The organism is Crossiella sp. NPDC003009, from assembly GCF_053591555.1.
On sequence record NZ_JBSFUA010000024.1, the window covers coordinates 98,133 to 123,092 of the forward strand.

The 24,960-nt window shown below is 71.3% G+C and carries 28 protein-coding genes; 11 read left to right on the plus strand and 17 right to left on the minus strand.

Annotated elements, in window-relative coordinates:
- Position 1: 1 nt before the first annotated feature.
- The 7 genes from ACWDY5_RS24145 to ACWDY5_RS24175 all read right to left on the minus strand — a co-directional run bounded on the left by ACWDY5_RS24145 (position 2) and on the right by ACWDY5_RS24175 (position 5,392).
- On the minus strand, positions 2–262 hold the full coding sequence (locus ACWDY5_RS24145; RefSeq protein WP_449724458.1) for a DUF1918 domain-containing protein: 261 nt from the start codon (positions 260–262) through the stop codon (positions 2–4).
- Between the two features lie 42 nt (positions 263–304).
- Positions 305–1,258 carry a phosphotransferase enzyme family protein gene (locus tag ACWDY5_RS24150; protein WP_449724436.1) on the minus strand — a complete coding sequence of 318 codons (954 nt, stop codon included), beginning with the start codon at positions 1,256–1,258 and terminating at the stop codon, positions 305–307.
- A 4-nt stretch (positions 1,259–1,262) separates the two neighbouring features.
- Positions 1,263–2,060 (minus strand): proteasome subunit alpha, encoded by a 798-nt coding sequence (gene prcA, locus ACWDY5_RS24155; protein ID WP_449724437.1) that lies wholly within the window; start codon positions 2,058–2,060, stop codon positions 1,263–1,265.
- 53 nt (positions 2,061–2,113) lie between these two features.
- Positions 2,114–2,968 carry a proteasome subunit beta gene (prcB, locus tag ACWDY5_RS24160; protein ID WP_283659917.1) on the minus strand — a complete coding sequence of 285 codons (855 nt, stop codon included), beginning with the start codon at positions 2,966–2,968 and terminating at the stop codon, positions 2,114–2,116.
- A 61-nt stretch (positions 2,969–3,029) separates the two neighbouring features.
- Entirely contained in the window at positions 3,030–3,224 is a 195-nt protein-coding gene (locus ACWDY5_RS24165; protein ID WP_283659918.1) for a ubiquitin-like protein Pup, read from the minus strand.
- A gap of 88 nt (positions 3,225–3,312) precedes the next feature.
- Positions 3,313–4,812: a depupylase/deamidase Dop gene (gene dop / locus ACWDY5_RS24170; RefSeq protein ID WP_283659919.1), complete on the minus strand. Its 1,500-nt coding sequence runs from the start codon at positions 4,810–4,812 to the stop codon at positions 3,313–3,315.
- A gap of 34 nt (positions 4,813–4,846) precedes the next feature.
- On the minus strand, positions 4,847–5,392 hold the full coding sequence (locus ACWDY5_RS24175; protein ID WP_449724438.1) for a cysteine dioxygenase: 546 nt from the start codon (positions 5,390–5,392) through the stop codon (positions 4,847–4,849).
- Between the two features lie 134 nt (positions 5,393–5,526).
- On the opposite strand from ACWDY5_RS24175, the gene ACWDY5_RS24180 reads away from it, so the two are divergent.
- Genes ACWDY5_RS24180 through ACWDY5_RS24190 form a run of 3 tightly spaced genes read left to right on the plus strand, consistent with a single transcriptional unit; the run spans position 5,527 to position 8,150 of the window.
- Positions 5,527–6,426: a LysR family transcriptional regulator gene (locus ACWDY5_RS24180; RefSeq protein WP_449724439.1), complete on the plus strand. Its 900-nt coding sequence runs from the start codon at positions 5,527–5,529 to the stop codon at positions 6,424–6,426.
- 45 nt (positions 6,427–6,471) lie between these two features.
- Complete coding sequence (locus tag ACWDY5_RS24185) at positions 6,472–6,996, plus strand: NUDIX hydrolase (RefSeq protein WP_449724440.1); 525 nt, start codon at positions 6,472–6,474, stop codon at positions 6,994–6,996.
- 26 nt (positions 6,997–7,022) lie between these two features.
- A complete protein-coding gene (locus tag ACWDY5_RS24190; protein ID WP_449724441.1) occupies positions 7,023–8,150 on the plus strand; it encodes an alpha/beta fold hydrolase in 1,128 nt (375 codons plus the stop codon).
- Positions 8,151–8,291: 141 nt separating this feature from the next.
- Here the strand turns inward: ACWDY5_RS24190 and ACWDY5_RS24195 are convergent, their stop codons facing one another.
- Together ACWDY5_RS24195 and ACWDY5_RS24200 are read right to left on the minus strand one after the other, a co-directional pair.
- Positions 8,292–9,068 (minus strand): MBL fold metallo-hydrolase, encoded by a 777-nt coding sequence (locus tag ACWDY5_RS24195; protein ID WP_449724442.1) that lies wholly within the window; start codon positions 9,066–9,068, stop codon positions 8,292–8,294.
- A gap of 1,071 nt (positions 9,069–10,139) precedes the next feature.
- Complete coding sequence (locus tag ACWDY5_RS24200) at positions 10,140–10,679, minus strand: ester cyclase (RefSeq protein ID WP_449724443.1); 540 nt, start codon at positions 10,677–10,679, stop codon at positions 10,140–10,142.
- Positions 10,680–10,847: 168 nt separating this feature from the next.
- Here ACWDY5_RS24200 and ACWDY5_RS24205 point away from each other — a divergent pair, with 168 nt between their 5' ends.
- The gene (locus ACWDY5_RS24205; RefSeq protein ID WP_449724444.1) at positions 10,848–11,462 is read left to right on the plus strand and encodes a TetR/AcrR family transcriptional regulator C-terminal domain-containing protein; all 615 of its coding nucleotides are present in this window, start codon (positions 10,848–10,850) and stop codon (positions 11,460–11,462) included.
- On the opposite strand, the gene ACWDY5_RS24210 is transcribed toward ACWDY5_RS24205, so the two are convergent.
- Together ACWDY5_RS24210 and ACWDY5_RS24215 are read right to left on the minus strand one after the other, a co-directional pair.
- The gene (locus ACWDY5_RS24210) at positions 11,419–11,991 is read right to left on the minus strand and encodes a TetR/AcrR family transcriptional regulator (protein ID WP_449724445.1); all 573 of its coding nucleotides are present in this window, start codon (positions 11,989–11,991) and stop codon (positions 11,419–11,421) included. The genes ACWDY5_RS24205 and ACWDY5_RS24210 overlap by 44 nt on opposite strands.
- A gap of 36 nt (positions 11,992–12,027) precedes the next feature.
- Entirely contained in the window at positions 12,028–12,417 is a 390-nt protein-coding gene (locus ACWDY5_RS24215; protein WP_449724446.1) for a VOC family protein, read from the minus strand.
- 60 nt (positions 12,418–12,477) lie between these two features.
- On the opposite strand from ACWDY5_RS24215, the gene ACWDY5_RS24220 reads away from it, so the two are divergent.
- Together ACWDY5_RS24220 and ACWDY5_RS24225 are read left to right on the plus strand one after the other, a co-directional pair.
- Positions 12,478–12,834, plus strand: a complete 357-nt coding sequence (locus ACWDY5_RS24220) for a PadR family transcriptional regulator (RefSeq protein ID WP_449724447.1) — start codon at positions 12,478–12,480, stop codon at positions 12,832–12,834.
- Positions 12,831–13,271, plus strand: coding sequence for a VOC family protein (locus ACWDY5_RS24225; protein WP_449724448.1), 441 nt, complete (start codon positions 12,831–12,833; stop codon positions 13,269–13,271). The genes ACWDY5_RS24220 and ACWDY5_RS24225 overlap by 4 nt, the downstream gene beginning before the upstream one ends.
- Here the strand turns inward: ACWDY5_RS24225 and ACWDY5_RS24230 are convergent.
- On the minus strand, positions 13,244–14,005 hold the full coding sequence (locus ACWDY5_RS24230; RefSeq protein ID WP_449724449.1) for an MBL fold metallo-hydrolase: 762 nt from the start codon (positions 14,003–14,005) through the stop codon (positions 13,244–13,246). The two genes, ACWDY5_RS24225 and ACWDY5_RS24230, sit on opposite strands and share 28 nt — an antisense overlap.
- Before the next feature lie 95 nt (positions 14,006–14,100).
- Here ACWDY5_RS24230 and ACWDY5_RS24235 point away from each other — a divergent pair, with 95 nt between their 5' ends.
- From ACWDY5_RS24235 to ACWDY5_RS24245, 3 genes are read left to right on the plus strand one after another with little or no spacing between them, the layout of a single operon-like run.
- The gene (locus ACWDY5_RS24235) at positions 14,101–14,568 is read left to right on the plus strand and encodes a hypothetical protein (RefSeq protein ID WP_449724450.1); all 468 of its coding nucleotides are present in this window, start codon (positions 14,101–14,103) and stop codon (positions 14,566–14,568) included.
- On the plus strand, positions 14,565–15,653 hold the full coding sequence (locus ACWDY5_RS24240; protein ID WP_449724451.1) for a sensor histidine kinase: 1,089 nt from the start codon (positions 14,565–14,567) through the stop codon (positions 15,651–15,653). Before ACWDY5_RS24235 ends, ACWDY5_RS24240 begins: the two co-directional genes overlap by 4 nt.
- Complete coding sequence (locus ACWDY5_RS24245; RefSeq protein WP_449724452.1) at positions 15,650–16,297, plus strand: response regulator; 648 nt, start codon at positions 15,650–15,652, stop codon at positions 16,295–16,297. Before ACWDY5_RS24240 ends, ACWDY5_RS24245 begins: the two co-directional genes overlap by 4 nt.
- Positions 16,298–16,319: 22 nt before the next feature.
- On the opposite strand, the gene ACWDY5_RS24250 is transcribed toward ACWDY5_RS24245, so the two are convergent.
- The 5 genes from ACWDY5_RS24250 to arc form a co-directional block, all read right to left on the minus strand.
- The gene (locus ACWDY5_RS24250; RefSeq protein WP_449724453.1) at positions 16,320–18,848 is read right to left on the minus strand and encodes an FtsX-like permease family protein; all 2,529 of its coding nucleotides are present in this window, start codon (positions 18,846–18,848) and stop codon (positions 16,320–16,322) included.
- Between the two features lie 2 nt (positions 18,849–18,850).
- The gene (locus ACWDY5_RS24255) at positions 18,851–19,576 is read right to left on the minus strand and encodes an ABC transporter ATP-binding protein (protein WP_449724459.1); all 726 of its coding nucleotides are present in this window, start codon (positions 19,574–19,576) and stop codon (positions 18,851–18,853) included.
- Between the two features lie 251 nt (positions 19,577–19,827).
- Positions 19,828–20,367, minus strand: coding sequence for a hypothetical protein (locus ACWDY5_RS24260; RefSeq protein ID WP_449724454.1), 540 nt, complete (start codon positions 20,365–20,367; stop codon positions 19,828–19,830).
- Positions 20,368–21,027: a hypothetical protein gene (locus ACWDY5_RS24265; protein ID WP_449724455.1), complete on the minus strand. Its 660-nt coding sequence runs from the start codon at positions 21,025–21,027 to the stop codon at positions 20,368–20,370.
- Positions 21,028–21,108: 81 nt separating this feature from the next.
- Complete coding sequence (arc, locus tag ACWDY5_RS24270) at positions 21,109–22,899, minus strand: proteasome ATPase (RefSeq protein WP_283659938.1); 1,791 nt, start codon at positions 22,897–22,899, stop codon at positions 21,109–21,111.
- Positions 22,900–23,397: 498 nt separating this feature from the next.
- Here arc and ACWDY5_RS24275 point away from each other — a divergent pair, with 498 nt between their 5' ends.
- Both ACWDY5_RS24275 and ACWDY5_RS24280 read left to right on the plus strand, forming a co-directional pair.
- On the plus strand, positions 23,398–23,838 hold the full coding sequence (locus ACWDY5_RS24275) for a hypothetical protein (protein ID WP_449724456.1): 441 nt from the start codon (positions 23,398–23,400) through the stop codon (positions 23,836–23,838).
- A gap of 36 nt (positions 23,839–23,874) precedes the next feature.
- Complete coding sequence (locus tag ACWDY5_RS24280; protein WP_449724457.1) at positions 23,875–24,837, plus strand: Rv0361 family membrane protein; 963 nt, start codon at positions 23,875–23,877, stop codon at positions 24,835–24,837.
- Positions 24,838–24,960 lie beyond the last annotated feature (123 nt).

A 24,960-nucleotide genomic window follows, 5' to 3' on the forward strand; every position in this document is an offset into this window, starting at 1 on the left:
CTCAGTCCTCGGTTCTCGGCCGCACTATGCAGTCCGGCCCCGGCGTCATGATCGACTCATGCCCGTCCACCCCCCGCACCCGATACGGCGGCGCCCCATCCCCACCCAGCACCTCAACGACCTCAACCACCCGGTTGCTGTTCCCCACAACCCGGCCGTGCACCGTGATCCGATCCCCGACGCTAGCGCGCATCCTGACTCCCTCGATGTGAGCGTTCGCATTCAGCATCGCCCGTGACGCCCTGGCACCACATGCCCTCATGGGGTGAAACAGCAGGCCAGACAACTTGCGTGTGCACGCACCTCAGCGCAGGGTGTCCCACGACCGCCGGAGCTGGGTGAGGCGTTCGTCCAGGTAGGCGGCTGTTGCGCGGGGGCCGGTGGGCAGGACGCGCAGGGTCAGCTCGATGGCGGTGGTCCAGAGTTGTTCGACCAGGTCGAGGTAGGGCAGGGCGGCCAGGTCGGCGGGGGTGAGGTGGCGGACCTCGTCGTAGCCCTGCTGGAAGTACTCCCACAGGTCGGCGCGGCTGGAGCGGTCGAAGCGGTACAGGCGGACGTGGTCCCAGGCGCGCCAGCCGGGGCCGGCCAGGTCGAAGTCGTAGAAGGCGAAGCGGCCCTGCTCGTCGACCACCACGTTGTCGATGCTGACGTCGCCGTGGCAGATGCCGAAGTCCAGATCCTGGCCCGCCAGCTCCGAGAGGCGGGCGCGGCAGGCGGCGGAGACCTGGGTGAGCAGGGTCTTGTCCGCACGCTGGGGGCGGTGGCCGCGGATCAGCGCGACCGGCTCCTCCAAGGTGCGGCGCAGGTCGTACGGACGCGCGCCCTCGGTGACCTCGAAGCCGGTGGTGGCCTCGTGCAGCCAGGCCAGGGCGCGGCCGAACTCGCGGTAGTTGGTGGAGGTGAACGGGCGGCGCGGCTGCTCACCCGGCACGTACTCGGTGACCAGCACGCACCGCGGTCCCGCCGGGGTGGTGAGCACGCCGCAGGGCGCGCCGTCCCGCCTCGGCACCGGGCGGGACACGGCGGCACCCCGGTCAGCGAGGTGGGCCAGCAGCGCGGCCTCCCAGGCGACCTGGGGGCCGGTGCGCCAGCGGATGCCGTACACCTTGACCACGTAGCGGCGGGACTGGTGGCCGACCAGGTAGACGTCGTTGGTGTGCGAGCGGACCAGCCGTGGCCGGGAAGCGCCCGAGAGCCCAAAGTCGTCCAGCAGCGCGCTGATCGCGGCGAGATCGACCCTGGCCATCGGGGCGCTCACACAGCTACTTGGTTTCCTCGCCGTTGCCCTCGGCTGGTTTCTCGTCCTTCGGCGCCTCGGCCGCAGGCTCCTCCGCCGCGGGCAGCAGGGCTTCCAGCGCGGCACCGGTGATCCGGCGGAACTTGCGGCGCGGACGGGTCCGCTCCAGCACCGCGACCTCCAGCTGCTTGACGCCCAGCACCCTCGGCTTGTCAGCGGCCGCGGCGGCCGAACCGGCGCGCGCGGGCGCGGCCGCGGTGGCGGTGAGCGCCTTGACCGCGATCGGCACGGCCTCGGCCAGCTCCATGCCCTCGCGGAAGGCGTCCTTCATCACGGTGTTGATCGCCTCGGCCTGGCCGCCCATCACCATGTAGTTCGGCTCATCGCTGATCGAGCCGTCGTAGGTGAGCCGGTAGAGCTGGTCGGACTCGGCGGTCTCGCCGACCTCGGCCACGCAGATCTCCACCTCGAACGGCTTGAGCTGCTCGGTGAAGATGGTGCCCAGCTGGGAGGCGTAGGTGTTGGCCAGCGCCCGCGCGGTGACGTCCCTGCGGTCGTAGGCGTAGCCGCGCACGTCGGCGTAGCGGATGCCCAGCGTGCGCAGCGCCTCGAACTCGCTGTAGCGGCCGACCGCGGCGAAGCCGATCCGGTCGTAGATCTCGGAGACCTTGTGCAGGGTGGTCGAGGGGTTCTCCGCCACGAACAGCACACCATCGGTGTAGGTCAGCACGACCACGCTGCGGCCACGGGCGATGCCCTTGCGGGCCAGCTCCGACCGGTCCCGCATCACCTGCTCGGCGGAGGCGTACAACGGCATCGTCACGGTGGTAACTCCCGGCTTGAGGATCGGCGACAGGGCTGGTTGTGGGGGACGGCTCAGCCGCCGGGGTTGGCCATCCGGCCTTGGACGACGGCCTCGGCCACGGCCTTGGTGGACTCCTCGGACCACTTCACCGCGCCCGCTTCGGCGGTGATGGTCACGACCATCGGGTAGATCCGCCTGGTCAGGTCGGGGCCACCGGTGGCGGTGTCGTCGTCGGCCGCGTCGTAGAGCGCCTCGACCGCGGTGCGCACCGCGGTGTCCACGTCGGCGGCGGGGTCGAACTTCTTCTTCAGCGCGGACTTGGCGAACACCGAGCCGGAACCGATGGCGTGGTAGCCCTGGTGCTCGTCGGCGCGGCTGCCGGTGATGTCGTAGGAGACGATCCGGGCGGCCCGCTCGGGGTCGGCGGCCTCGGGGTCGTAGCCGACGAACAGCGGGATCGCGGCCAGGCCCATCATGGCCGCGTCCAGGTTGCCGCGCACCATGGTGCCGAGCTTGTTGGCCTTGCCGTCCAGGGACAGCGAGACGCCCTCGATCTTCTCGTAGTGCTCCAGCTCCACCGCGAACAGCCGGACCAGCTCCACGGCCAGCCCGGCCACGCCCGCGATGCCGACGGCCGAGTAGTCGTCGGTGACGAAGACCTTCTCGATGTCCCGCTGCGCGATGACGTTGCCCTGGGTGGCCCTGCGGTCGCCGGCGAGCAGCACGCCGCCCTTGAAGGTGGCGGCCACGATGGTGGTGCCGTGCGTGATCGGACCGGTCACCGGCGCCTCCGGCAACCCACGCCGGCCCGGCAGCAGGTCGGGCGCCGCCTGTCCGAGAAACTCACTGAAGGACACCGCCCCCGGCGCGAAGTAGGCAGGGTGCAGGGCCGCGCCCGGGTAGTTCCGGGCCGACGTGTTCTCCATCGGCTGTCTTCGTCTCCTGGTGTGCGGTGTGCGCGGCTAGGACAGGTGCTGATGGGCGGGGCTACTGCCCGCCCTTCTGCACGTAGGCGCGCACGAAGTCCTCGGCGTTCTCCTCCAGGACGTCGTCGATCTCGTCGAGGATCGCGTCCACGTCCTCGCCGAGCTTCTCCCGGCGTTCCTGACCAGCGCCGCCAGCTCCGGCCGACTCCTCGTCGCCGTCGCCGCCGCCCTGCTTCTGGACCTGCTCCTGTGCCATGTCGCCTCCCCGTTGGTTGGCCTGTCCGCAACATTACCGACCATGACCGACAAGGTGGAGAGACCGGTCAGGTCTGTAACCAAGAAGATCAACGACGGGTGAGCTGACGAACCAGCTCCTCCGCGGTGTCCGATGCCTCCAACAAGGCTCCGACGTGCGCTTTTGTTCCCCGGAGCGGCTCAAGGGTGGGAATCCGGACCAGCGAGTCCCGGCCCAGGTCGAAGATCACCGAGTCCCAGGAGGCGGCGGCCACCTCGGTGGGGTAGCGCTCCAGGCAGCGGCCCCGGAAGTAGGCGCGGGTGTCCTCCGGCGGCGCGGTGATGGCCGCGCGCACCTCCTCCTCGCTGACCAGGCGTTTCATCGAGCCGCGGGCGACCAGGCGGTTGTAGAGGCCCTTGCCCAGGCGGACGTCGGAGTACTGCAGGTCGACCAGCTGCAGGCGCGGGGAGCCCCACTGCAGGTTGTCCCTGGCCCGGTAGCCCTCCAGCAGCCGCAGCTTGGCCGGCCAGTCCAGCCGGTCCGCGCAGCTCATCGGGTCCCTGGCCAGGTCGTCGAGCACCTCGCCCCAGGTCTTGAGCACGTGCGTGGACACCCGGTCCGCGCCGTTGCGCTCGATGTGCTCGGCGGCCCGCTCGTGGTAGGCGTACTGCAGGTCGAGGCCGCTGAACTTGCGCCCGCCGGCCACCTCCACCTTGACCTTGAGCGTGGGGTCGTGGCTGATGGCGTGCACCGCGCGCACCGGGTCGGCCAGCCGCAGGTCGTCGAAGCGGCGGCCGGACTCGATCATGTCCAGCACCAGCGCGGTGCAGCCCACCTTGAGGTAGGTGGAGTACTCGGCCAGGTTGGCGTCGCCGATGATCACGTGCAGGCGGCGGTACTTGTCCGCGTCGGCGTGCGGCTCGTCCCGGGTGTTGATGATGCCGCGCTTGAGCGTGGTCTCCAGGCCGACCTCGACCTCGATGTAGTCCGAGCGCTGGGACAGCTGGAAGCCGGCCTCCTCGCTGGCCGCGCCGATGCCGACCCGCCCGGAGCCGGTGATCACCTGCCGGGAGACGAAGAACGGGGTGAGCCCGGAGATGACGGCGGTGAACGGCGTGCTGCGCGCCATCAGGTAGTTCTCGTGGGTGCCGTAGCTGGCGCCCTTGCCGTCGATGTTGTTCTTGTACAGCTGGAGCTGCGGCTGGCCGGGCACGGTGGCCGCCTTCATCGCGGCCTCCTCCATGATCCGCTCGCCGGCCTTGTCCCAGACGACCACGTCCCGGGCGTTGGTCAGCTCGGGCGTGGAGTACTCCGGGTGCGCGTGGTCGACGTAGAGCCGCGCCCCGTTGGTCAGGATGACGTTGGCCGCGCCGAGGTCCTCCACGTCGTGGTCGGCCGGCGCCCCGCCGGGCGGGCCCAGGTCGAAGCCGCGGGCGTCCCGCAGCGGGGACTCCACCTCGTAGTCCCAGCGCGCCCGCCGGGCCCTCGGTATGTCGGCCGCCGCCGCGTAGGCCAGTACCACCTGGGTCGAGGTGAGCACCGGGTTGGCCGAAGCGTCGCCGGGCACGGAGATGCCGTACTCGACCTCGGTTCCCATGATCCGCCGCATACCGGCAGCCTACGGGGTGAGACGGACAGTGACGTCAGCCTGCCGAGTAGATCGTGTCGATACTGCTGCCGAGCCTGCCGATGTCGGCGCCGTAGACGTGCACCGAGACGGCCAGGGTGGACCCGGAGTTGCGCACCAGGTGGATGTCCCGCTCCGGCGGCACCAGCGCGGAGACGCTGCCGGCCTGGTTGGTCACCACGTCCCGGCGGTGCAGGCTGCGGCTGCGCGGGTCCAGGTCGAAGCGGACCTCCTCCTCCACCCCGCGCAGCACGCCGACCACGCACCAGCAGCGGTGGTTGTGGATCGGGGTGCGCTGACCGGGCAGCCAGACCAGGGAGACCACCGAGAACCGGCCGCCGGGATCCACGTAGACCAGGTGCTGCCGGTAGCTCTCCGGCGAGGGCAGCAGGTGCGCCGGGGCGAGCACCCTGGGCTGGGTGAGCAGCTCGCCAAGGCAACCTGCCACCTCGGTGGCGATCCGCTGCGGCTGGGCGCCGCTGCCGACGATCTTGTCGACTCGGCGGGTGAAGGCGCACATGGCGCGGGTCCGGATCGGTCGGAGCTCGGCTGCGGAAGTCATGGGGAAAGTGTTTCGGCGAATTCGGCGCTTGGTCCAACAAGCATTGCGCACACCGGCCCAAAGCTGGGCTTATACCCGCAGTCCGCACCTATGGCGGGCTGATTCGCGGCCGGAATCCGTGGTAGGGAAACAGAATGCTGGAACTACGACACCTGCGGGTGCTGCGCGCTGTCGCCCGTACCGGGTCGTACTCAGCTGCCGCGGTGCGCCTTGGCTACACCCAGCCCGCGATCAGCCAGCAGATGAAGGCGCTGGAACGGCTGTGCGGCACGCCGCTGGTGGTGCGCTGCGGGCGCAAGATGCGGCTCACCGAGGCCGGCACGGAGCTGGTGCGGCGGGCCGGGCTGGTGCTGGCCGAGGTGGCCGCGGCCGAACGCGCGGTGGCCGAGCTGGCCGGGCGGCGGGCCGGGCAGGTGCGGCTGGTGGTCTTCCCCAGCGGCAGCGCGACACTGGTGCCGCCGGTGGCGGCCCGGATCGGCCGGGAGCACCCCGACATCCGGCTGTCGCTGACCGAGGCCGAGCCGCCGGAGTCGGTGGAGCTGCTGCGGGCCGGGGAATGCGATCTGGCGCTGGCCTTCACCTATCCGGGCGAGCCGGAACCGGCGGAGACGCCGGGGCTGATGACGGTGCGGCTGTTCACCGATCCGCTGGTCGCGCTGCTGCCCGCCGGGCACCGGCTGTGCGCGGCGCCGGAGGTGGCGCTGTCGGACCTGGCCGGTGAGCACTGGATCGCCGGGTGCGCGCGCTGCCGGGAACACCTGGTGCACGCCTGCGCGGCGGCCGGGTTCCGCCCGGACATCACCTTCGCCACCGACGACAACCTGGCGGTGCAGGGCCTGGTCGCGGCCGGGCTGGGGGTGGCGGTGGTGCCGGAGCTGATGCTCAACGCGGTGCGGCGGCCGGATGTGTGCGTGCGACCGCTGCGGCCCGCGCTGTGCCGCGAGGTGTTCCTGTGCACCTGGCCCGACCTGGCCAGGGTGCCCGCGATCGGGCTGACCGTCGCGGCGCTGCGCCGGGCGTGCGCGAGGTCATAACTGCCGGTCGTGGCGGTGTCCGGCCCTGGCGGCGAGACTGGCCGGGTGTCTTCGGGTGATGAGCTGGTGGCGATCTACGACGAGTCCGGCGCCGAGGTGGGCAGCGCGCCACGGCGGGTGATGCGGGCCGAGGGGCTCTGGCACGCCAGCACCGCGATCCTGGTGCGCTCCACCGACGGCGAACGGGTGTACGTGCACAAGCGCAGTGACACCAAGGACATCAACCCCGGCTGCCACGACTGCTGGGCAGGCGGCGTGGTCGGCGCGGGCGAGGATCCCGCGCTGTGCGCCGAGCGGGAGCTGGCCGAGGAGCTGGGCATCTCCGGGGTGCCGCTGCGGCACCTGTTCACGCTGCCGTTCGTGGTGCCGCCGGTGCGCGCGCACCAGTACGCCTACGAGGCCTTCTCCGACGGCCCGGTGACGCACCAGGCGGAGGAGGTGGTCTCCGGCGAGTGGATGTCCTTCACCGAGCTGCGCAAGCGCCTGGACGACCCGGACTGGCCGTTCGTGGACGACGGCCGCGCGTTGATCCAGCACTGGTTCACCCAGACGGGTAATAATGGTGGGTAAGGTCATCTACCTGGGGAGCTGACCCGTTGCGCGAGCTCGCGATCGCCCTGAACGCCAACGACATCACCGTTGAGGCCTGGGCGGGCTGGATCCTGACCAGCTGCACCGTGCCCACCGACTCCTACCCGGTCCGGCTGGACATCCTGGCCGACGCCACCGCCCCACCGGAGCGGATCTCCTACCTGCTGCCCTCCGGCGCGGCCAATTTCACCGGCAACTTCTTCACCCCGCGCGAGCACAACCTGGCCCAGCACCTGCGCGAGCACGGCAGCCTGGTCATCGGCGTCACGCCGAGGGAGGACGCGCTGCCCAGCGCCACCGACCCGGCCACCGCGGCCATGGGCCTGAGCCAGCACAGCGCGGACCTGGCCAGGGTGGTCAAGGCGGTGGACGCGGTGCTGCGGCTGCCGTTCGAGGTGATCGGCCACTCCGGCGGCGCGGCCACCGCACTGGACTTCGCCGCCAAGGACGCCTCCGCCCGGCTGGACCGGATCGTGGTGCTGGACAACGTCGGCCCGTACACCGACCCGGCGCTGATCGCCGACGCAAAGGGCTCGGTGGCCGCGTTTCAGGCCGCGCTGGCGGCCGGCAGGCTCGGTCTGGACGGCGTCACCGGCATCCTCGCCCTGTACGACCGCCCGCAGCAGGAGCCGACCGAGGCCCCACGCCCTGGCGGCCACCCCGGCAACTTCACCGCCGGCGGCCAGCTGCACCACCACCTGATCCGCACCGCCCACCTGGGCCTGCCCTTCCGCCTCGTCTACCACGAGAGCCACCTGGCGGGCCGCTACACCTTCGCAGAGAACCCGGCCGAGGACACCTGGGAACTGGACCACACCCCCGCGGCCCGCTACGGCCAGGCCCTGCGCGCCTACGGCAGCGGCGTGATCCCCTTCGCCTTCATCCGCGACACCGCCGCGATCTGGTGCGGCGACACCTCCGTGCACCACCTCGACTTCGCCAATATCCGCACAAAGGTGTTGTGGTTCAACACCGCCAAGGGCATGGGCGACCACCCCAACGGCGCAGGCCTGATCCGCGCCGGCGGCAACCCCCACGTCACCTACCGCGTCATCGAAGGCTACGGCCACCACGACCCCACCCTGGGCGCCAACGCCTCCCAAGACATCTGGCCCCTGCTCACCACCCGCTGACCCCGCAAAGCCGAGGAGCCAGCGCGGAGCACTGGCCGCGCTGGCCACCCCGCCGCCGGGGATTGCCGACTCGGACGCCGTGTTGACCGTTGCGGCACGCGACGTTGGTCGCGGCGGGTGAGCTTCTTCCACCCGGCCGGGTCAGGGGGCGGATTGGGCCTTGGCCAAGAGGACGGGGTCGTGGGCGCTGACTACTTCGACCGTGGGGTTGGTGCGTAGCTCGGCCAGGCGGGATCTGTTGTGGTGCAGGCGTTTGCGGTCCACGGCCAGCAGGGTCTCCTGGAGGCGGTGCAGAGTCGGACGCCAGCCCTTGTCGGTGAGGGCGCTGTGGTGGAAGAAGGCGTCGCCCGCGTGGAAGAGCCAAGTGTCGCCCCGGTTGATCGCGTAACCCGCGTGGCCCCTGGTGTGGCCGGGCAGCGGGATGAGGATCAGGCCCGGGGCGATGTGGTCCAGCGGGGTGGCGGCGGGGAAACCGAACCAGGAGTCGCCGGTGGGCTCGTGGGCGGTGATCTTGGGGCCGTGCGACCAGTGGGTGGAGTGGTAGCGGCGGCGTTCCTTGGCGGTGCTGGGATGTCGGGCGGCTTGCCATTCGGCGGCGGTGGTGTGGACCTGGGCGTTGGGGAAGTCGGCAAGGCCGCCCGCGTGGTCGAAGTCCAGGTGGGTGAGCAGGATGTGCTGGACGTCCTCCGGGGCGTGGCCGAGGGCGCGGAACTGGTGGACGGCGGTCTCGGCCGGGTCCAGGGCGGGTTTGGTGAGGTGCCGGGTGAAGCCGATGCGGCCCGCCGGGTCCTCGATGTCCTTGAGGCCGAAGCCGGTGTCGACGAGGACCAGGCCGTTGGTTGTTTCCAGCAGCAGGACGTGGCAGACCAGCGGGGTGCGCATGTGCATGCTGCCGCAGTTGAGGTGGTGGATCTTCATGCCATCAGCAGCCTTGGGTCGGGGGTGTGGGCGCGGTTGCCCGCCGCGCGGAGTGAAACGCGGAACGGGAGGACGCGGTTGCGGTGATGGAATCTCATGCCAGTGGCCTTCGGTCGGCAGCCGTGGCCGCGATGCCCGCCGCGCGGGGCAAAGCGCGAAGCGGGACGACACGGGTGCGGAGGTGGGGAGCCCTGCCAGCGGCCTTCGGTCGGGAGCCGTGGCCGCGATGCCCGCCGCGCGGAGCGAAACGCGGAACGGGAGGACGCGGGTGCGGTGATGGGGCCTCATGCCAACGGCCCCCGGTCAGCAACCGTGGCCGCGATGCCCGCCAGGCGAAGCGGAACGCGGAACGGGACGAGGTGCAAACTTACGCCAGCGACCTCCGACCGGCAGCCGTGACCGCAACCGCCACCGCGCGGTGGCGCAGGTGCAGCGTCATGTCAGCGACCTCCGAACCGGAGCCATGACCGCGATCCCCGCCACCCGCGGCAAAACGCGAAGCGGGACCACACGGTCGCGGAGGCGCAGCGTCATGACAGCGACCTCCTACCCGGAGCCATGACCGCGATCCCCGCCACCCGCGGCAAAACGCGAAGCGGGACCACACGGTCGCGGAGGCGCAGCGTCATGACAGCGACCTCCGACCTGGGGCCGTGACCGCGATCTCCGCCGCCCGGGGCGAATCGCGAAGCGGGACCACACGGTTGCGGTGGTGGGGAGTCATGACAGCGGCCTTGGTCGGGAGGCGTGGTCGTGGCACTGGTTCCGCCGGGCACCGGGTGGGCGGGGGTGCCGCCGCCGAGGGGGTGGGGCTTCGTGTCGTCAGCCTGGGGTTGGAGGGTGTGGCCCTGGTGACCGGCGCGCCGAGCAAGAACCGGAATGGGACGACGTGGCTGCGGGAATGGGGCTTCGTGGCGGCGGCCTTGGGGTGGGGCTTGGTCGCGGTTGTCCGGCGCGCCGAGCAGGGCGCGGGGCGGGATGACGCGGTTGGGGTGGTGGAGAGGCGCGCCGGTGGTCCCTGGTTGGCAGGGGTGGTCGCGGCGCTGGCTCCGGCGGGTGGCGAGTGGGGGCTCATGTTGTTAGCAGCCTGGGGTCGGGGGGTGTGCCTGCGGTGCTTGCCGCGCCGAGTAGGGCGCGGGTCAGGGTGAGGAGGTGTTTGGGGTTCTTCTTGTTCAGGGTGGAGAGGAGTTGTTTGAGGACGGTCAGCTGGTCGAAGTAGATGCGTTCGGTGACCAGGTTCTCGTGTTCGTCGAAGAGGAAGTAGGCGGTCATGCGGGTGCGGTGGCGGCCGCCGGTTGGGGGGATCTTGCCCAGGGGGCCCAGGTGGGTGCCGGTGAGCCAGAACTCGACGACGACCGCGTCCGCGGTGTGGCGTAACGCGATGATCTCGTGGTCCTGGTCGGGGAAGGCGGTTCTGGTGTCGCGGTAGTAGCCGCGGACGGCCGCGTCGCCGTCGTGGACCGTCATCGAGGCGATCAGCTCGTAGTGCGGGTGCGGGAACGTGGCCAGCACCTCGTCCCACTGGTGCGCGACCTCGTCGTGGAAGTGGTCCAGGACCAGCTTCTCCCTGGCGCGCAGGACGTCCTCGGGCGGTAGGACGTACGCGGTCATGGCTTGGCTCCGCTCTTCGGGTAAACCTACGGTGTAGATATGGAGAAGGTAGACCTACGGTGTAGGTTTTGTCCAATGAGTGGTGGAGAGGGAGATGAAGGGGTGGCGGGTGCGCCGCGGCGGGGGCGGCCTCGGCGGGGGGCATCCACGTTGAGCAGGGACGTGATCGTGACCGAGGCCATCGCCATGGCCGAGGAGGAAGGGGTGGACTCGCTGGCCATGCGCGGCCTGGCCCGGCGGCTGGGTGTGGACCCGATGAGCCTGTACAACCACGTGGACAACCGGGAGGCGCTGCTCAACGCCATCGCCGAGCACGTGCTGTCCACCCTGCCGCTGCCGCCGCTGACCGGCGAGCTGGGCCCGGACGTGCGCGCCATCGCGCACGCCTTCCGCAAGGCCGCGCTGCGCCACCCCAACTGCGCGGCCCTGGTGCTCACCCGCCAGCTCAGCTCCTTCACCGCGCTGGCCCCGACCAACGCGGCGCTGGGCGTGCTGACCACCGCGGGCTTCTCCCCCGCCGACGCGGTGCACGGCATGCGCGCGGTGCTGGCCTACGTGGTGGGCAGCCTGCTGCGCGAGGCATCGGCGGGCCCGACCTTCAGCGGCGCGAACCTGGGCGGGGTGGAGGAGCGGCTGGCGCGGCTGCTGGCCACCCAGCAGCCGCACGTGGTCGGCGCGGCCGGGCACCTGGCCACCTGCGACCACCTGGCCGAGTTCGACTTCGGACTGGACCTGCTGGTCACCGGCCTGACGGCGGCCGCAGGCCGTGCAGCAGGATCGTGAGGTAGCGCTCGGCGGCGACCTCAGGCTCTGGGCTGTTGGCGGCGGCGTGCAGGACGCCGCAGAGCAGGCGGCGCAGGTCCTCGGCGTCCACCTCGGCCGCGAGCCGGCCGTCCTGCCTGGCGCGGCGTAGCAGGTTGTCAGTGGCCGCGTCCAGCCTGCGTTTGCGGTCGGTGGTGCCGGCCCCGGCGTCCTCCTCGGTGACCATCACCTCGGCCAGGCCCGGTTCGGCCAGTGCCATGGCGACCGCGGCGCGGGTCAGGCGGGTCAGCGCGGTCCAGGCGTCCGGCTCGGCGGTGGCGGCCTCGACCTCGGCGAGCAGCTGCTCGAACCGGTCGTCAGCGAGGGCCTCCAGCAGGGCTTGGCGGGTGGGGAAGTTGCGGTAGACCGTGCCCACCCCAACACCCGCCTGCCTGGCCAGCTCGTTGAGCTGCAAGGAGAGGTCACCGGCGGTCATGGCCGCGCGAGCGGCGGCCAGCACCCGCTCGCGGTTGCGCGCGGCGTCGGCGCGCAGCGGCTTCCGGTCGGTCACCACCCGATGCTAGCTGATGAGCTATCCGGTTAAGCCTCACTCGCCGCGCTGGTTGAGCGCGTACCTGGTGCCGTCCTGGTCCTCGAACATCGACCACCAGCCCCAGGGCTGCTTGACCGGCGGCTCCGGGAAACTCACCCCGCGCTCGGTCAGCTCGGCATAGGTCTGCTCGATGTCCGCGCAGGTGAAGAACACGTTGGAGTGCGGAAGCTCCTCGGGCACCGCGCGGTCGGCCGGGTGCTGCGCGCCCTTGCCGTCGAGCACCAGCGACACCGCGCCGTCCGGCGACATCACCTCCAGCCAGCGCGCGCCCTCGCCGTAGGCGGCGTCGGTGACCACGCTGAACCCCATCCGCTCCACCCAGAACTCCTTGGCCGTGTCGCAGTCGCGCACGGTCAGCACCACCTTGCTCACCCCGGTGATCATCACGAACCTCTCTCATATATCCATGGTGGATACAACGATGGTGGACTGTATCCTGCGGGGGTGAGTTCCGCAAAGGCACTGCCGCCGCTGACCCCGGCCGCCTTTCAGGTGCTGCTCGCGCTGGCCAACGGCGCCCGGCACGGCTACGGCGTGATGGCCTTCGTCGAGGAGACCACCGGCGGCACGGTCAAGCTCGGCCCCGGCACGCTCTACCGGACCCTGGCCCGCCTGGTCGCCGACGAGCTGGTCACCGAGACCGAGGCCGCCGACCCGCAGGCACCGCACGACGCCCGCCGCCGCTACTACGAGCTCACCGCGCTCGGCCGCGAAGCGGTGCGGCAGGAGGCGGAACTGCTCGCCGCGCTGGTCGAGGCGGCCCAGCGCGCGGGCCTGCTGACCAACCGGCGGTGCGCGTGAGCACCCGCCCGACCGGCTTCGCCCCGCACCTGTTCGTCAAGGACACCGAGGCGGCGATCGCCTTCTACACCAAGGTCTTCGGCGCGCACGAGCTGTGGCGCAACCGCCTGCCCGACGGCACCATCCTCTTCGTCGAGCTCGCCTTGGGCGACCACCGCCTGCTGGTCAGCGAGGAGACCCCGTCGCTGGACGCGCTGGCCCCGCCCACCATCGGCGGCAGCCCGGTGCAGCTGCACGTGGAGGTCGAGGACGTGGACCGGGTGTACCGGCTGGCGCGCTGGGCCGGGGCGGCGGAGGAGATCCCGCTGCAGGAGGCGTTCTGGGGCGAACGGTTCTGCGCCTTCCGGGACCCCTTCGGCCACCGCTGGGCGGTCTCCACCGGCCGCGAACAGCTCAGCCCGGAGGACATCTACGCGCGGACGCCGCCGGAGGTCTGAAACACCGCACCCTGCCGAGCCACCTCGACCGGCCCCCGGTACGCCCCCGCCGCTCTGGCCCGCGCCGCCTCCGGGTCCGCGCCCGGGTGCAGGTGGGTGAGCACCAGTCGCCGCGCCCGCCCTTCTCCGGCGTGCCTGCCCGCGTCCTCCGGGGTCATCACGCTGGTGAACGGGCGGCTGGTCGGCGCGGACAGGAACGCCTCGCACAGGAACAGGTCCGCGTTCGCGGCCAGTTCGGTGATCGCCGGGCAGCTGCGCGAGTCCCCGGTGTAGCCGAGGACCTCGCCCCCGGCCTCGGCGCGGACCCCGAAGGCGGGCATGCCGTGCTGCACCGCGACCGCGGTCAGCCGCAGCCCGCCGACCGCGTGCGCCGAGTGGTCGGTCAGCTCGGTGATCGCCAGGAACCGGTGCAGCTCCTGGGGATCCTCGTCCAGCTGGGTCAGCAGGTGACTGGTCAGGCCGGGCGGGCCGAACACCGGCAGCGGGGCGCCGCGCGGCGGGCCGTAGGCCAGGGCGTGGAACGCGGCAGGCAGGTCGCCGCAGTGGTCGGTGTGCAGATGGGTGATCCACACCGCGTCCAGGGCGCGCAGTTCGGTGTGCCGCAACAGCTCCGGCAGCGTGCCGGTGCCTGCGTCCAGCCAGATCCGGCGGCCTGCCGCGGTCAGCAGGTATCCGGAGCAGGGCTCACCCGGTCCCGGCCAGCCGCCGGAGCAACCCAGCACGCGCAGTTCCACGCCGGTGATCCTGCCCGAGTACTCCCCTGGTTGTATGCCGATTTGTCAGCCACGGCCGGACGAGATCCGCGCGCGGCCCGGACACGCTGTGCCCCATGGACTTCACCCGCACCCGCCTGGCCGCCTACCTGCTGCCGCTGGGCCTGTTCTTCGCCGCGATCAACACCGGCGTGATCTTCCTGGTGCACGCCGAGTACGCCTCCTGGCGGCGCCTCACCCCGGTGGCGCTGGACCCGGTGCACCACGCCTGGTCCGGCACGGTGTTCGCGCTGGTCATCCCGCTTGCCGTGGTCTCGGCGGCACTGGCCGTGGTCATGCTGTTCCTGCGGCACCCGCGACTGCCCTGGTGGAGCGTGCTGGCCGGAGCCGTGTCGCAGGCGGTGATCATGGCGACCAGCGTCCTGATGTGGCCGCGCTGGCAGGAGGAGATCGGCCGTACCGAGGTGCTGGGCGCGGCCTACGAGTCGATCATGGACACGCACTGGCTGCGGGTGGCGCTGATGACCGCCTACAGTGTGCTCGTGCTGGCCCAGACGCTTGTCCTCGTGCGCAAACCGGCATGAGCTTGCGGTCGGTTCCGCTCAACCTCGCCGTGACCGGGCTGGCCGTCGGCCTCGCGCTGCGCTGGCCGGGCGGGCACCCACTGGACGGGCTGGGCTGGGCGCTGTTGCTGGCCGGGTGCGCGCCGTTGCTGGTCCGCACCCGGCACCCGCTGGCCGCCCTGGCCGCGCACAGCCTGCTCGCGCTGCCCTACCACTGGCTGGACTACCCGCACGAGGCGCTGATCGTGCCGGCGATGGCCCTGCTGTTCAGTGCCGCGGAACGGCTGGCCCGGCCCTGGTCCTGGCTGGCTCCCGCGATCTTGGTGCTGCTCACGGTGACCTCGGAACTGGTGCAGGACGGCGGAATCACCCTCGGCCTGCTCGGTCCGGTCGGCTGGCTGGTGGCCGCCGCGGTGCTCGGCGCGGCCGTGCGCGCCACCAGGACCGCCAGGGCCGGTCGCCGGGCCGAGGCCGCGCGGCTGGCCGCCGAACAGCGGCTGCGCACCGCGCGGGACCTGCACGACGTGCTGGCGCACAGCATCACCGTGATCGGCGTGCAGGCGGGGGTGGCTGCGCACCTGCTGACCACCGGGCCGCTGGACCGGGCGGCGCTGGCGGAGACCCTGGACGGCATCACCGAGTCCTGCGGGCGGGCCCGCGCCGAGGTGCGCGCGGCCCTGGACTCGCTGCGCGGCCCGAGCGTCGAAGCGTCCTCGGACCGCCTGCCGGTGCCTGGACTGGCCGGGCTGCCCGCGCTGCTCGGGCCGGTGCGCGCCACCGGCATCGAGGTTGAGCTGCGCGCCGACGACCTCACCGGGCTGCCGCCCGCGCTGGACGTGGTGGCCTACCGGATCGTGCAGGAAGCCCTGACCAACCTCGTCCGGCACGCCCGCGCCACCCTGGCCACGGTGGAGATCACCCGCACCCCGGCCCACCTGCTGCTCACCGTCACTGACAACGGTCGCGGGACCGCCGTCGGCGCGGGGCTCGGGCTGACCGGGCTCGCCGAACGCGCCCACGCCCTCGGCGGCACGCTCAGCACCGGTTCGCCCGCCGCCGGCGGGTTCCTGGTCATGGCCGAACTGCCCATCCCGGAGGCGGCATGATCCGCGTGGTCCTCGCCGACGACCAGACCCTGGTCCGCCGCGCCTTCGCCCTGCTGGTCGGCTCCGCGCCGGACATGACCGTGGTCGGCGAGGCCGCCACCGGCGCCGAGGCGGTGCGCGCGGCCAGGGAGAACCGGGCCGACGTGGTCGTGATGGACATCCGGATGCCCGAGCTGGACGGGGTGGAGGCCACCCGGCTGATCGCCGGGGACGAGGACCTGGCCGGGGTGCGGGTGCTGGTGCTGACCACCTACGACACCGGGGACAACGTGGTGGCCGCGCTGCGCGCCGGGGCCAGCGGGTTCCTGGTCAAGGACACCCAGCCCGCGGCGCTGCTGGAGGCCATCCGCACGGTCGCCGCCGGGGAGTCGCTGCTGTCCCCAGGGCCGACCGCGACGTTGATCGCGCGATTCCGGGAGACGCCGGAAGCTATTGTCCGGCAAGGAGAACTGTCCGCGCTCACCGCGCGGGAGACCGAGGTGCTGACCCTGGTCGCGCAGGGCCTGACCAACCACGAGATCGCCGCGCGGCTGGTGCTCAGCCCGCTGACGGTCAAGACCTACCTGAGCCGCCTGCTGACCAAACTGGACGCCCGCGACCGGGTGCAGCTGGTGATCCTGGCCTACCGGGCCGGTCTGGTCTGACCGGCCCGGCAGGCCTCGAGGATCAGTCCGCGACCAGGGCTTCCAGCGGGCTCACCCTGGCCGAGCGGCGGGCCGGGCCCACCGCGGCCACCAGGGCCAGCGCCACCAGGCCGAGGCCGACGGCGGCCAGTTGCAGCCAGGGCACGGTGACCGAGCCGAACAGCTCCAGGCTCTGCACCGCCAGCCCGCCGTAGAGGCCGCCCAGCCCGAGGCCGACCACCGCGGCGCAGGCGCCGAAGACCACCGCCTCCCAGGCCAGCGCGGCGCGCAGGCCGCCCCTGGACAGGCCAATGGCCCGCAGCAGACCGGACTCCTGGGTGCGCTCCACCACCGACAGCGACAGGGTGACCGCGACGCCGACCACGGCGACCAGCACGGTCATCCCGACCAGGCCGAGCGCCACCAGGCTCATCGTGTTCAGCGCGGTGGCCAGCTCCTTCTTCTCGTCCTCCGGCACCGTGATGCGCACCCCGCCCTCGGCGGTGGCGATCACGCCGACCGCCTTGCGCAGCGCGTCCACATCGGTGCCAGGCGCCGGGTCGACCAGCAGCTGGCTGATCCCGGCCTTGGGCTCGACCGTGGTCAGGTCGCCGGGGAACAGCGAGACCGGGCCGAGGGTGCCCGCGTCGCGGTAGACCGCGGCCACGGTCACCTCCAGCTTGCCGCCGCCAGGACCGCTGACACCGAGCTTGTCGCCGAGCTTGGCGCCCAGCTTGACCGCCAGGGCCTCGGACAGCCCGGCCTTGCCCTTGCCCAGGTCGGTGAGCTTGCCCTGGTCGACCCTGCCCTTGGTCAGGGCGGGGAAGGTGCTCACGTCCACGCCGACGGCGTAGATCTGGTCGAGGTTCGCGCCAGGGCCCTTCAGCGCCACCCGAGCGCTGAGCAGCTTGCTGACCAGCCCGGTCTCCGGCAGGGCGTCGACGGCCTTGGCCGTCTTGTCCGCGATGCCATCGGCGTCGTTGGACTCCACGCTCAGCTTGGCCGGGTAGCGGGCGTCGATGCGCTCGTTCGCCCCGGCCTGGGCCGAGGCGAGCCCGACCAGCACGGCCGCGATCAGGCCGACGCCCATGGTCAGCACCACGGTGGTGGCCGCGGTCCGCTTGGGCACCCGCAGCGCGTTGCCCACCGCGATCCGCCCCGGCACCTTGCCGACCGCCCGCACCGGGGCGCCGACCAGCCTGGCCAGCAACGGCATCAGCAGCGGGCCGCCGAGGATCAGCGCGGCGAAGGCGAAGACCCCGGAGGCGACCACGGAGAGCATGTTGAGCTCCGAGCCCTTGTCCCCGCCCGGCCGCAGGAACAGCAGCCCCACGGCGGCCAGCAGGCACAGCGCCATGAACACCACGCGCGCCTTGCTGCGCCCGGTGCCTGCCTCGCTGACCTTGGCCGCGCCCAGTGCGGCCACCGGCGGCACCTTGGTGCCCGCGACCGCGGGTCCGACCGCGGCGATCACCGTGATCACGGTCGCGGCCAGCACGCACAGCGCCAAGCTGACCCAGGAGACCTGCAACGACGGCAGCGGCGTCTCCACCTGGGTGTTGATGATCGCCAGCGCCGCGTGCCCGAGACCCAGCGCCAGCCCGGCGCCGAGCACGCCGGCGACCAGCCCGGAGGCCCCGGCCTCGGCCAGCAGCGCGCGCAGCACCTGTCCGCGCGAGGCGCCGACGCAGCGCATCAGCGCGGTGCGCCGCCGCCGCTGCGCGATGACGATCCGGAAGGTGGAGGAGACCACCAGCGCCGCGGCCAGCATGGCCAGCCCGGTGAACACGCTGAGCACCATCAGGATCTGGTCGGCCGAGCTGCCCAGGCGGTCGGTGTCGATCTTGCGCTGCTGCGCGCCGGTGCGCACCTGCTGCACCTGGTCGCCGAGCTTGGTCTTGATCGCGGCCACCACCTGCTCCGGCGTGCTGCCGGGCTTGGCGGTGATCTCGTAGGTGTACCAGGAGGAGCGCGGTTCCAGCCCGTGCACGGTGGCAGGCGAGGCGACCAGGGTGCGGTCCCCGCCGCCCTTGATCTTCACCAGCCCGGTGACGGTCAGCGCCGCGGCCTTCTGACCACCGCCGCGGCCGATCAGCGAGACGGTGGAGCCGACCTTGAGGTCCTCCCGCTTGGCGGTGGCCTCGCTGACCGCGACCTCGTTGGCCCCGCCCGGCAGCTTGCCGCTGAGCAGGGTGGCGCGGGCTAGCGCGCCGGGGGTGTCCGCGACCACCCGCCACGGCTGACTGGAGTCCTTGGCGCTGTAGAGGTAGGCCCCGCCCTCCGGCGCCACCTCGTCGACCCCCGGCACCGCCTTGAGCTCGGCGGTGAAGTCCTTGCCCGGCTTGTCCGGGTTGTTCGGGTCGTACTCGGTCTTCGGGGTGAAGACCGCGGCGGCCGCCTCCGGGGTGGTGGAGGCGGTGTTGATCAGCGCGACCCGCAGGGTGGCGGTGAACATCAGCGAGGCCGCCGCGAACATGGTGGCCACCACCACGGCCAGGCCGGTCAGCAGCAGCCGGGTGGGCCGCTGCTTGATCTCCTGGATCACGGTGCGCAGCAAGGGCGAACGCGCCACGGTCAGACCCCCAGCTTGCGCAGCGCGTCCAGCACGGAGTCCGCGGTGGGCTGGTAGATCTCGCCGGCCAGGCGGCCGTCGGCGAGCAGCACCACGCGGTCGGCGTAGGAGGCGGCCACCGGGTCGTGGGTCACCATGACCACGGTCTGGCCGAACTGGTGCACCGAGCGGCGCAGCAGGTCGAGCAGCTCGTGCCCGCTGCGCGAGTCCAGGTTGCCGGTGGGCTCGTCGGCGAAGATCACCTCGGGCCGGGACACCAGCGCCCGCGCCACCGCGACCCGCTGCTGCTGACCACCGGACATCTCCGAGGGCCGGTGGGTGAGCCGGTCCTTGATGCCCAGGATCTCCACCAGCTCGTCGAACCACTTGCGGTCCGGCTGTTTGCCGGCCAGTTCCAGCGGGAGCAGGATGTTCTGCTCCGCGGTCAGCTGCGGCAGCAGGTTGAAGGACTGGAAGACGAACCCGATCCGGTCCCGGCGCACCGTGGTCAACGCCTTGTCCGACAGGGTGTTCAGCTCGGTCTCGCCGAGGAACACCGAGCCGCTGGAGGCGGTGTCCAGCCCGGCGAGGCAGTGCATCATGGTCGACTTGCCGGAGCCCGAGGGCCCCATGATCGCGGTGAACCGCCCGGCGTGGATCTCCAGGTCGACCCCGTCCAGCGCCCGGACCGCGGCCTCACCACGGCCGTAGACCTTGACCAGGCCGAGAGTCCGAGCCGCGACCCGCAGGTCGGCGCCCCGGAGCGTGGGCGGAGCTGACGTCACGAAATCCTCCAAAGAGTCCAAATGGGACGGTTCGTACCCCAGACCGTCCCAAGTGGACGGCGACCGGCCACGATTCTGGTTGCCCCCCACCCTGGCCGCCACCGGTGCAACCCCGGGATTACCCCGAGATGGCCCGGGGACGGCTACGGGCTCTGTGGTTCAGACCACGAACGAGGAAGAAGAGGCAACCCGGCGGCGTCTCGCGCGTCGGGGCGCTACCCGAGGGGCGTCAGCTGGATGCGCCGGGTGGTGTCGAGCAGCCTGGTCACCACGAAGTCAGCGGTGACACCGACCTCGGGCGGGCTACCGGTCCAGGTGATCCTGCTGAAGGCCGCGCCGAAGGTGACCGTGTACCAGCGGTTGCCGGGGGTGATGCCGGTGACGGTGGCGGTCACCAGCGAGCCGACCGGGTGCCGGACTTTGATCGCTGACCACTCCGCAGCGCTGAAGGCCAACCTCGTCCGGCCAGACCGGAACCGGGATTCCAGCGGCCAGAGCCGGACCTGGCAGTACCCCATGAGCCGACGGATGTCGTGCCGGAGCACCTCGAACTCAATCACCGAGCCGATGGCGGGCCACTCCCCCACATCGTGCGTCAGGTGCTCGCCGTCGATGAACCCCCGCGCGCCGCGGCCCAGGTCGACGTGCACGCCGACCCGAGACTTCGGCATCAGGTAGCCGAGGATCCGACCGGACACCCGATCGCCGATCGGAAACCAGGCGATGACCAGGTCGGGGTCCGGCTGCCTGGACATTCAGTCGCTGAGCACTTCCCGCAGCACCGGCAGGCTTTCCCGGTACCGCGCCGCGTACCGCTGCGCCTGCCGCCCCCGCCAGTACGGCCCGCCGTTGTACCGCGCGGTCAGCTCCGCCCCCTGCGCCTCGGTCAGCTCCCCCGCGAACCCGGCCTCGCGCCGCAGCCCGGCCAGGTGGATGGCCGCGACGTAGATGCCCTGCCGCGGTTCCTTCAGCGTGGCGATGATCTCCCGCCGCTGGGCCCTGGTCAGCGTGCCGGGGTCGTAGCCCAGTGCCTCCGCCCCGCGCCGCACCTGGATGGCCATCGGGCCGTAGGAGGTGTAGTCGGGGTTGCCTGCCGCGCGGCCGGGGAGCAGGCGTTGCGGGATGGTGCGGCGCAGCCAGTCGACGAGGTCGTCGAGCACCATCGGCTTCTCGCCGACCTCCTGGTAGGCGACCCCGGCCAGCACCTCGGGCGGGATGTCGTTGTCCTTGGCCGCGACCTCGATGATCTCCCGGTTCTCCCGCAGCCAGCGGGCGCGGAACCGGGTCCGGCCCTCGCCGAGGCCGCTCCACCACAGCAGGCATTGCCAGGTGCGCCAGGTGATCGTGCCCCCCGGCAAGGCGGTGGCCCGCCCGCGCACCTGGCGCAGGGCGGGCGAGACGGCCGACTCGCTCACGGTTCCACCGTAGCGAAAGCGGTCACAGCGGAAGGCCCGGCCATCCTTGGCGGGATGGCCGGGCCTTGACTGCTCCGCTTGTTACAGGTACTGGCCGGTGTTGCTGGCGGTGTCGATCGCCCGGCCCGACTCCTGGTTCTTGCCAGTCACCAGGGTGCGGATGTAGACGATGCGCTCGCCCTTCTTGCCGGAGATCCTGGCCCAGTCGTCCGGGTTGGTCGTGTTGGGCAGGTCCTCGTTCTCGGCGAACTCGTCCACGATGGCGTCGTGCAGGTGCTGGACGCGCAGACCGGGCTGCTTGGTGTCGAGCACCGCCTTGATCGCGGCCTTCTTCGCGCGGTCGACGATGTTCTGGATCATCGCGCCGGAGTTGAAGTCCTTGAAGTACAGGATCTCCTTGTCACCGTTGGCGTAGGTGACCTCCAGGAAGCGGTTGTCCTCCGTCTCGGAGTACATCCGCTCCACCGTGTGCTGGATCATCGCCTGGATGCACGTCGACCGGTCGCCGCCGAACTCCGCGAGGTCCTCCTCGTGGATGGGCAGGTTCGCGGTCAGGTACTTGGCGAAGATGTCCTTGGCCGCCTCGGCGTCCGGCCGCTCGATCTTGATCTTCACATCGAGCCGCCCTGGCCGCAGGATGGCCGGGTCGATCATGTCCTCGCGGTTGGAGGCGCCGATGACGATCACGTTCTCCAGGCCCTCGACGCCGTCGATCTCGCTGAGGAGCTGGGGGACGATGGTGGTCTCGACGTCGGAGGAGACACCGCTGCCACGAGTCCGGAAGATCGAGTCCATCTCGTCGAAGAACACGATCACCGGGGTGCCCTCGGATGCCTTCTCCCGGGCCCGCTGGAAGATCAAGCGGATGTGCCGCTCGGTCTCGCCGACGAACTTGTTGAGCAGTTCGGGGCCCTTGATGTTGAGGAAGTAGGACTTGGCCTGTCCGTCCGTGTCGCCACGGGAGGCGGCGACCTTCTTCGCGAGGGAGTTCGCCACGGCCTTGGCGATCAGCGTCTTGCCGCAGCCGGGCGGACCGTAGAGCAGCACGCCCTTGGGCGGGCGCAGCTCGTACTCGCGGAAAAGATCGGAGTGCAGGAACGGCAGCTCCACCGCGTCGCGGATCTGCTCGATCTGCTTGAACAGGCCGCCGATGTCCTCGTACCCGATGTCGGGGACCTCTTCCAGCACCAGGTCCTCGACCTCGGCCTTGGGCACCCGTTCGTAGGCGAACCCGGCCTTGGAGTCGACCAGCAGGGAGTCGCCGGGCTTGAGCGGCTGCTCGAGCAAGGGCTCGGCCAGCCACACCACCCGCTCCTCATCGGCGTGCCCGACGATGAGCGCCCTGGCCAGGCCCTCGCCCTCGGTCAGCACCTCGCGGAGCGCGCACACCTCACCGGTGCGCTCGAACGTGCCGCCTTCCACCACGGTCAGCGCCTCGTTCAACCGCACGCTCTGACCGAACTGGAGGCTCTCCGCTTCGACGGCCGGCGACACCGCGACCCGCATCCGGCGACCCGCGGTGAACACGTCCACCGTGGAGTCCTCGTAGCGGGCCAGGAAGACCCCGTAACCGCTGGGCGGCTGGGCGAGGCGGTCGACCTCCTCGCGCAGGGCCAGCAGCTGTCCTCGGGCTTCCTTCAGCGTCTCGACCAGCTTGGCATTGCGTTCTGTGAGCTGACTCACTCGAGTTGTGGCCTCGGCGAGTCGCTGCTCCAGCAGCCGCGCGTGCCGAGGAGACTCGGCGAGCTTTCGGCGTACCAGGGCCAGCTCGTCCTCAAGGAACCGAATCTGTGCACTGAGTTCAGCGGCCGTGCCACCGCTGATCCGCTCGCCACCCTCGTCGGGCTGGCTGCCGGGACGATCGTGCTGCATGTCGGCACCCCTCCTCCCGTGCTCTGTCCGTTCACGGTACCGGCGATCACCGACAACAACGTTGTTCTACATGGCAACCGGGCGTGGCGAAAGGTCACAACCGCCCACTCGGCCGGTCGAACTGCTCCATCTCGGTGTAAGGACTACCGGTGCACCCACTACGGTGCGTCGAGTAGAGGTCGGTCAGCGCCCGAATGGGCGGGCCGGCGGCGCGAGCGGTACCCATAGGAGATCCTGATGTCCGTCCCACCACCTCAGCCGGGACCAGCTGGCCGGCAAGTTGGCTGGGGACAACAGCCTGGCGGCTACCCACAGCAACCGGTTCCCACCCCCCGAACTGGACCGGAGCAACGACCGGGTGGACTTTCCGCAGCGTACCAATATCTGGGACGCCTGCGGCGGAAGTCGAAGGCCGGGGCGGCGGCCGGTTACCCGGCGCAGGGCCCGCACAGCGGCTACCCCGTGTCGCCCGGAATGCACCCCAACCCACTCCCCTGGGTGATCGGTGGGGCGGGCGTGGCCGCGGTGGGTATCACCACGATCCTGGTGCTCGGCTTCACCGGTGGCGGCGGGTTCAGCACCGCGCAGGCGGTGGTGGACGCCTACGTGAAGGGCGTGAACGAGGGCGTCACCGACCCGGACCTGTTCTGCCCGGCGTACCGCAAGCAGGCCGACGACGACGCGGGCCGGACCAGGGAGCAGCTGGCCAGCATCGGCGGCGGCGCGGCCACCCCCGCGAAGGCCACCGCGACGGCCGGAAAGGTCACGGAGAGCGGGACATCCGGTAGCGCTGTGGTCACGTTGGAGGCGCAGGGCCCTGCCGGTTCGTTGAGAATCAAGAACACACTCGCGCTGACGCAGGACGAGGGCTGGACGATCTGCGGGGTCATCCCGGAAATCGACTTCCCACGGCCGACGCCACCCGGCTCCGGCGGCTGACGAACGCGACACCCCCGACGACGAAGGAGCGCCGAGGTGACCTACCCCCCGCAGGGCCCCTACGGGCAGGACCCGTACGGCCAGCAGCCCGATCCCCATGGGCAGGGCTATGGGCAGCAGCCGCCGGGGTACGGCCAGCAGCCCGGTTACGGGCAACAGCCCGGGTACGAGCAGCAGCCCGGCCATGGGCAGCAGCCGGGGTACGAACAGCCCGGTTACGGCCAGCAGCAGCCCGGCTACGGGCAGGACCCGTACGGGCAGCAGACCGGTCCGTACGGCCAGCAGTACCCGCCCACCGGCGGCTTCCCGCAGCAGGGCTACGAGCAGCAGCCGCAGTACGGCGGCCCGCAGTACGCGGCCTACCAGGCGGCGCAGTCCCAGTCGCCGAAGAAGAAGACCGGCATCATCATCGCCGCGGCCACCGCCGCCGTGGTGCTGCTGGGCGGCGGCGGCACGCTGCTCTACTTCCTGACCCGGTCCCCGGACCCGAAGGAGCTCGCCACCGCGGTGCTGGCCAACTACCAGCGCGACTTCGACAAGAGCATCATGGAGATCAACGGGGAGAAGGACTACCAGCCCTACCTGTGCGCGGAGGACATGAAGAACCTCCGCGAACGCCGCGAGGCCGTGCAGAAGCAGGAGTCCTCCCGCACCGCCACCCCGACCAAGACCACCACCGCGCACAACAGCAAGGCCACCATCACCGTCGCCTCGGTCGAGGCGAACGAGGAGGCCGGCACCGGCACGGTCAAGGCGGACCAGACCACCACGGACACCGGCGGCAAGGAGAAGAAGCAGCAACGCTCCTTCCGCCTGCTGAAGGAAGACGGCGAGTGGCGCATGTGCGGCCTGATCGCACCGCTGGACCGCTCGAGCGGGGGCTCGGGGTCGACCTCGGCGCCACGACCGACGCTGTCGATTCCGCGGATCACGATTCCCAGCATCGTCATTCCGAGCCTCAGCATCCCGACCTTCCCCAGGCCGACCACCGGCGGCTGAGGAGCGGGCGAAGGGTTGGCTTTAGACGCAAGAGGTCCTCTCGTCTTCTCCGTACGGCCTGGAGACTGCGTACCGCATCCCGCCGAGCAGACGCTCACAGCAACCGCCGCCAAAGCCTCGCAA

Coding starts and splice junctions, on each gene's coding strand:
- ACWDY5_RS24145 (WP_449724458.1), bottom strand. CDS start 262: ATGAGGGCATGTGGTGCCAGGGCGTCACGGGCGATGCTGAATGCGAAC.
- prcB (WP_283659917.1), bottom strand. CDS start 2,968: ATGGAGAACACGTCGGCCCGGAACTACCCGGGCGCGGCCCTGCACCCT.
- ACWDY5_RS24165 (WP_283659918.1), bottom strand. CDS start 3,224: ATGGCACAGGAGCAGGTCCAGAAGCAGGGCGGCGGCGACGGCGACGAG.
- dop (WP_283659919.1), bottom strand. CDS start 4,812: ATGCGGCGGATCATGGGAACCGAGGTCGAGTACGGCATCTCCGTGCCC.
- ACWDY5_RS24175 (WP_449724438.1), bottom strand. CDS start 5,392: ATGACTTCCGCAGCCGAGCTCCGACCGATCCGGACCCGCGCCATGTGC.
- ACWDY5_RS24180 (WP_449724439.1), top strand. CDS start 5,527: ATGCTGGAACTACGACACCTGCGGGTGCTGCGCGCTGTCGCCCGTACC.
- ACWDY5_RS24195 (WP_449724442.1), bottom strand. CDS start 9,068: ATGAAGATCCACCACCTCAACTGCGGCAGCATGCACATGCGCACCCCG.
- ACWDY5_RS24200 (WP_449724443.1), bottom strand. CDS start 10,679: ATGACCGCGTACGTCCTACCGCCCGAGGACGTCCTGCGCGCCAGGGAG.
- ACWDY5_RS24215 (WP_449724446.1), bottom strand. CDS start 12,417: ATGATCACCGGGGTGAGCAAGGTGGTGCTGACCGTGCGCGACTGCGAC.
- ACWDY5_RS24235 (WP_449724450.1), top strand. CDS start 14,101: ATGGACTTCACCCGCACCCGCCTGGCCGCCTACCTGCTGCCGCTGGGC.
- ACWDY5_RS24240 (WP_449724451.1), top strand. CDS start 14,565: ATGAGCTTGCGGTCGGTTCCGCTCAACCTCGCCGTGACCGGGCTGGCC.
- ACWDY5_RS24245 (WP_449724452.1), top strand. CDS start 15,650: ATGATCCGCGTGGTCCTCGCCGACGACCAGACCCTGGTCCGCCGCGCC.
- ACWDY5_RS24260 (WP_449724454.1), bottom strand. CDS start 20,367: ATGTCCAGGCAGCCGGACCCCGACCTGGTCATCGCCTGGTTTCCGATC.
- arc (WP_283659938.1), bottom strand. CDS start 22,899: ATGCAGCACGATCGTCCCGGCAGCCAGCCCGACGAGGGTGGCGAGCGG.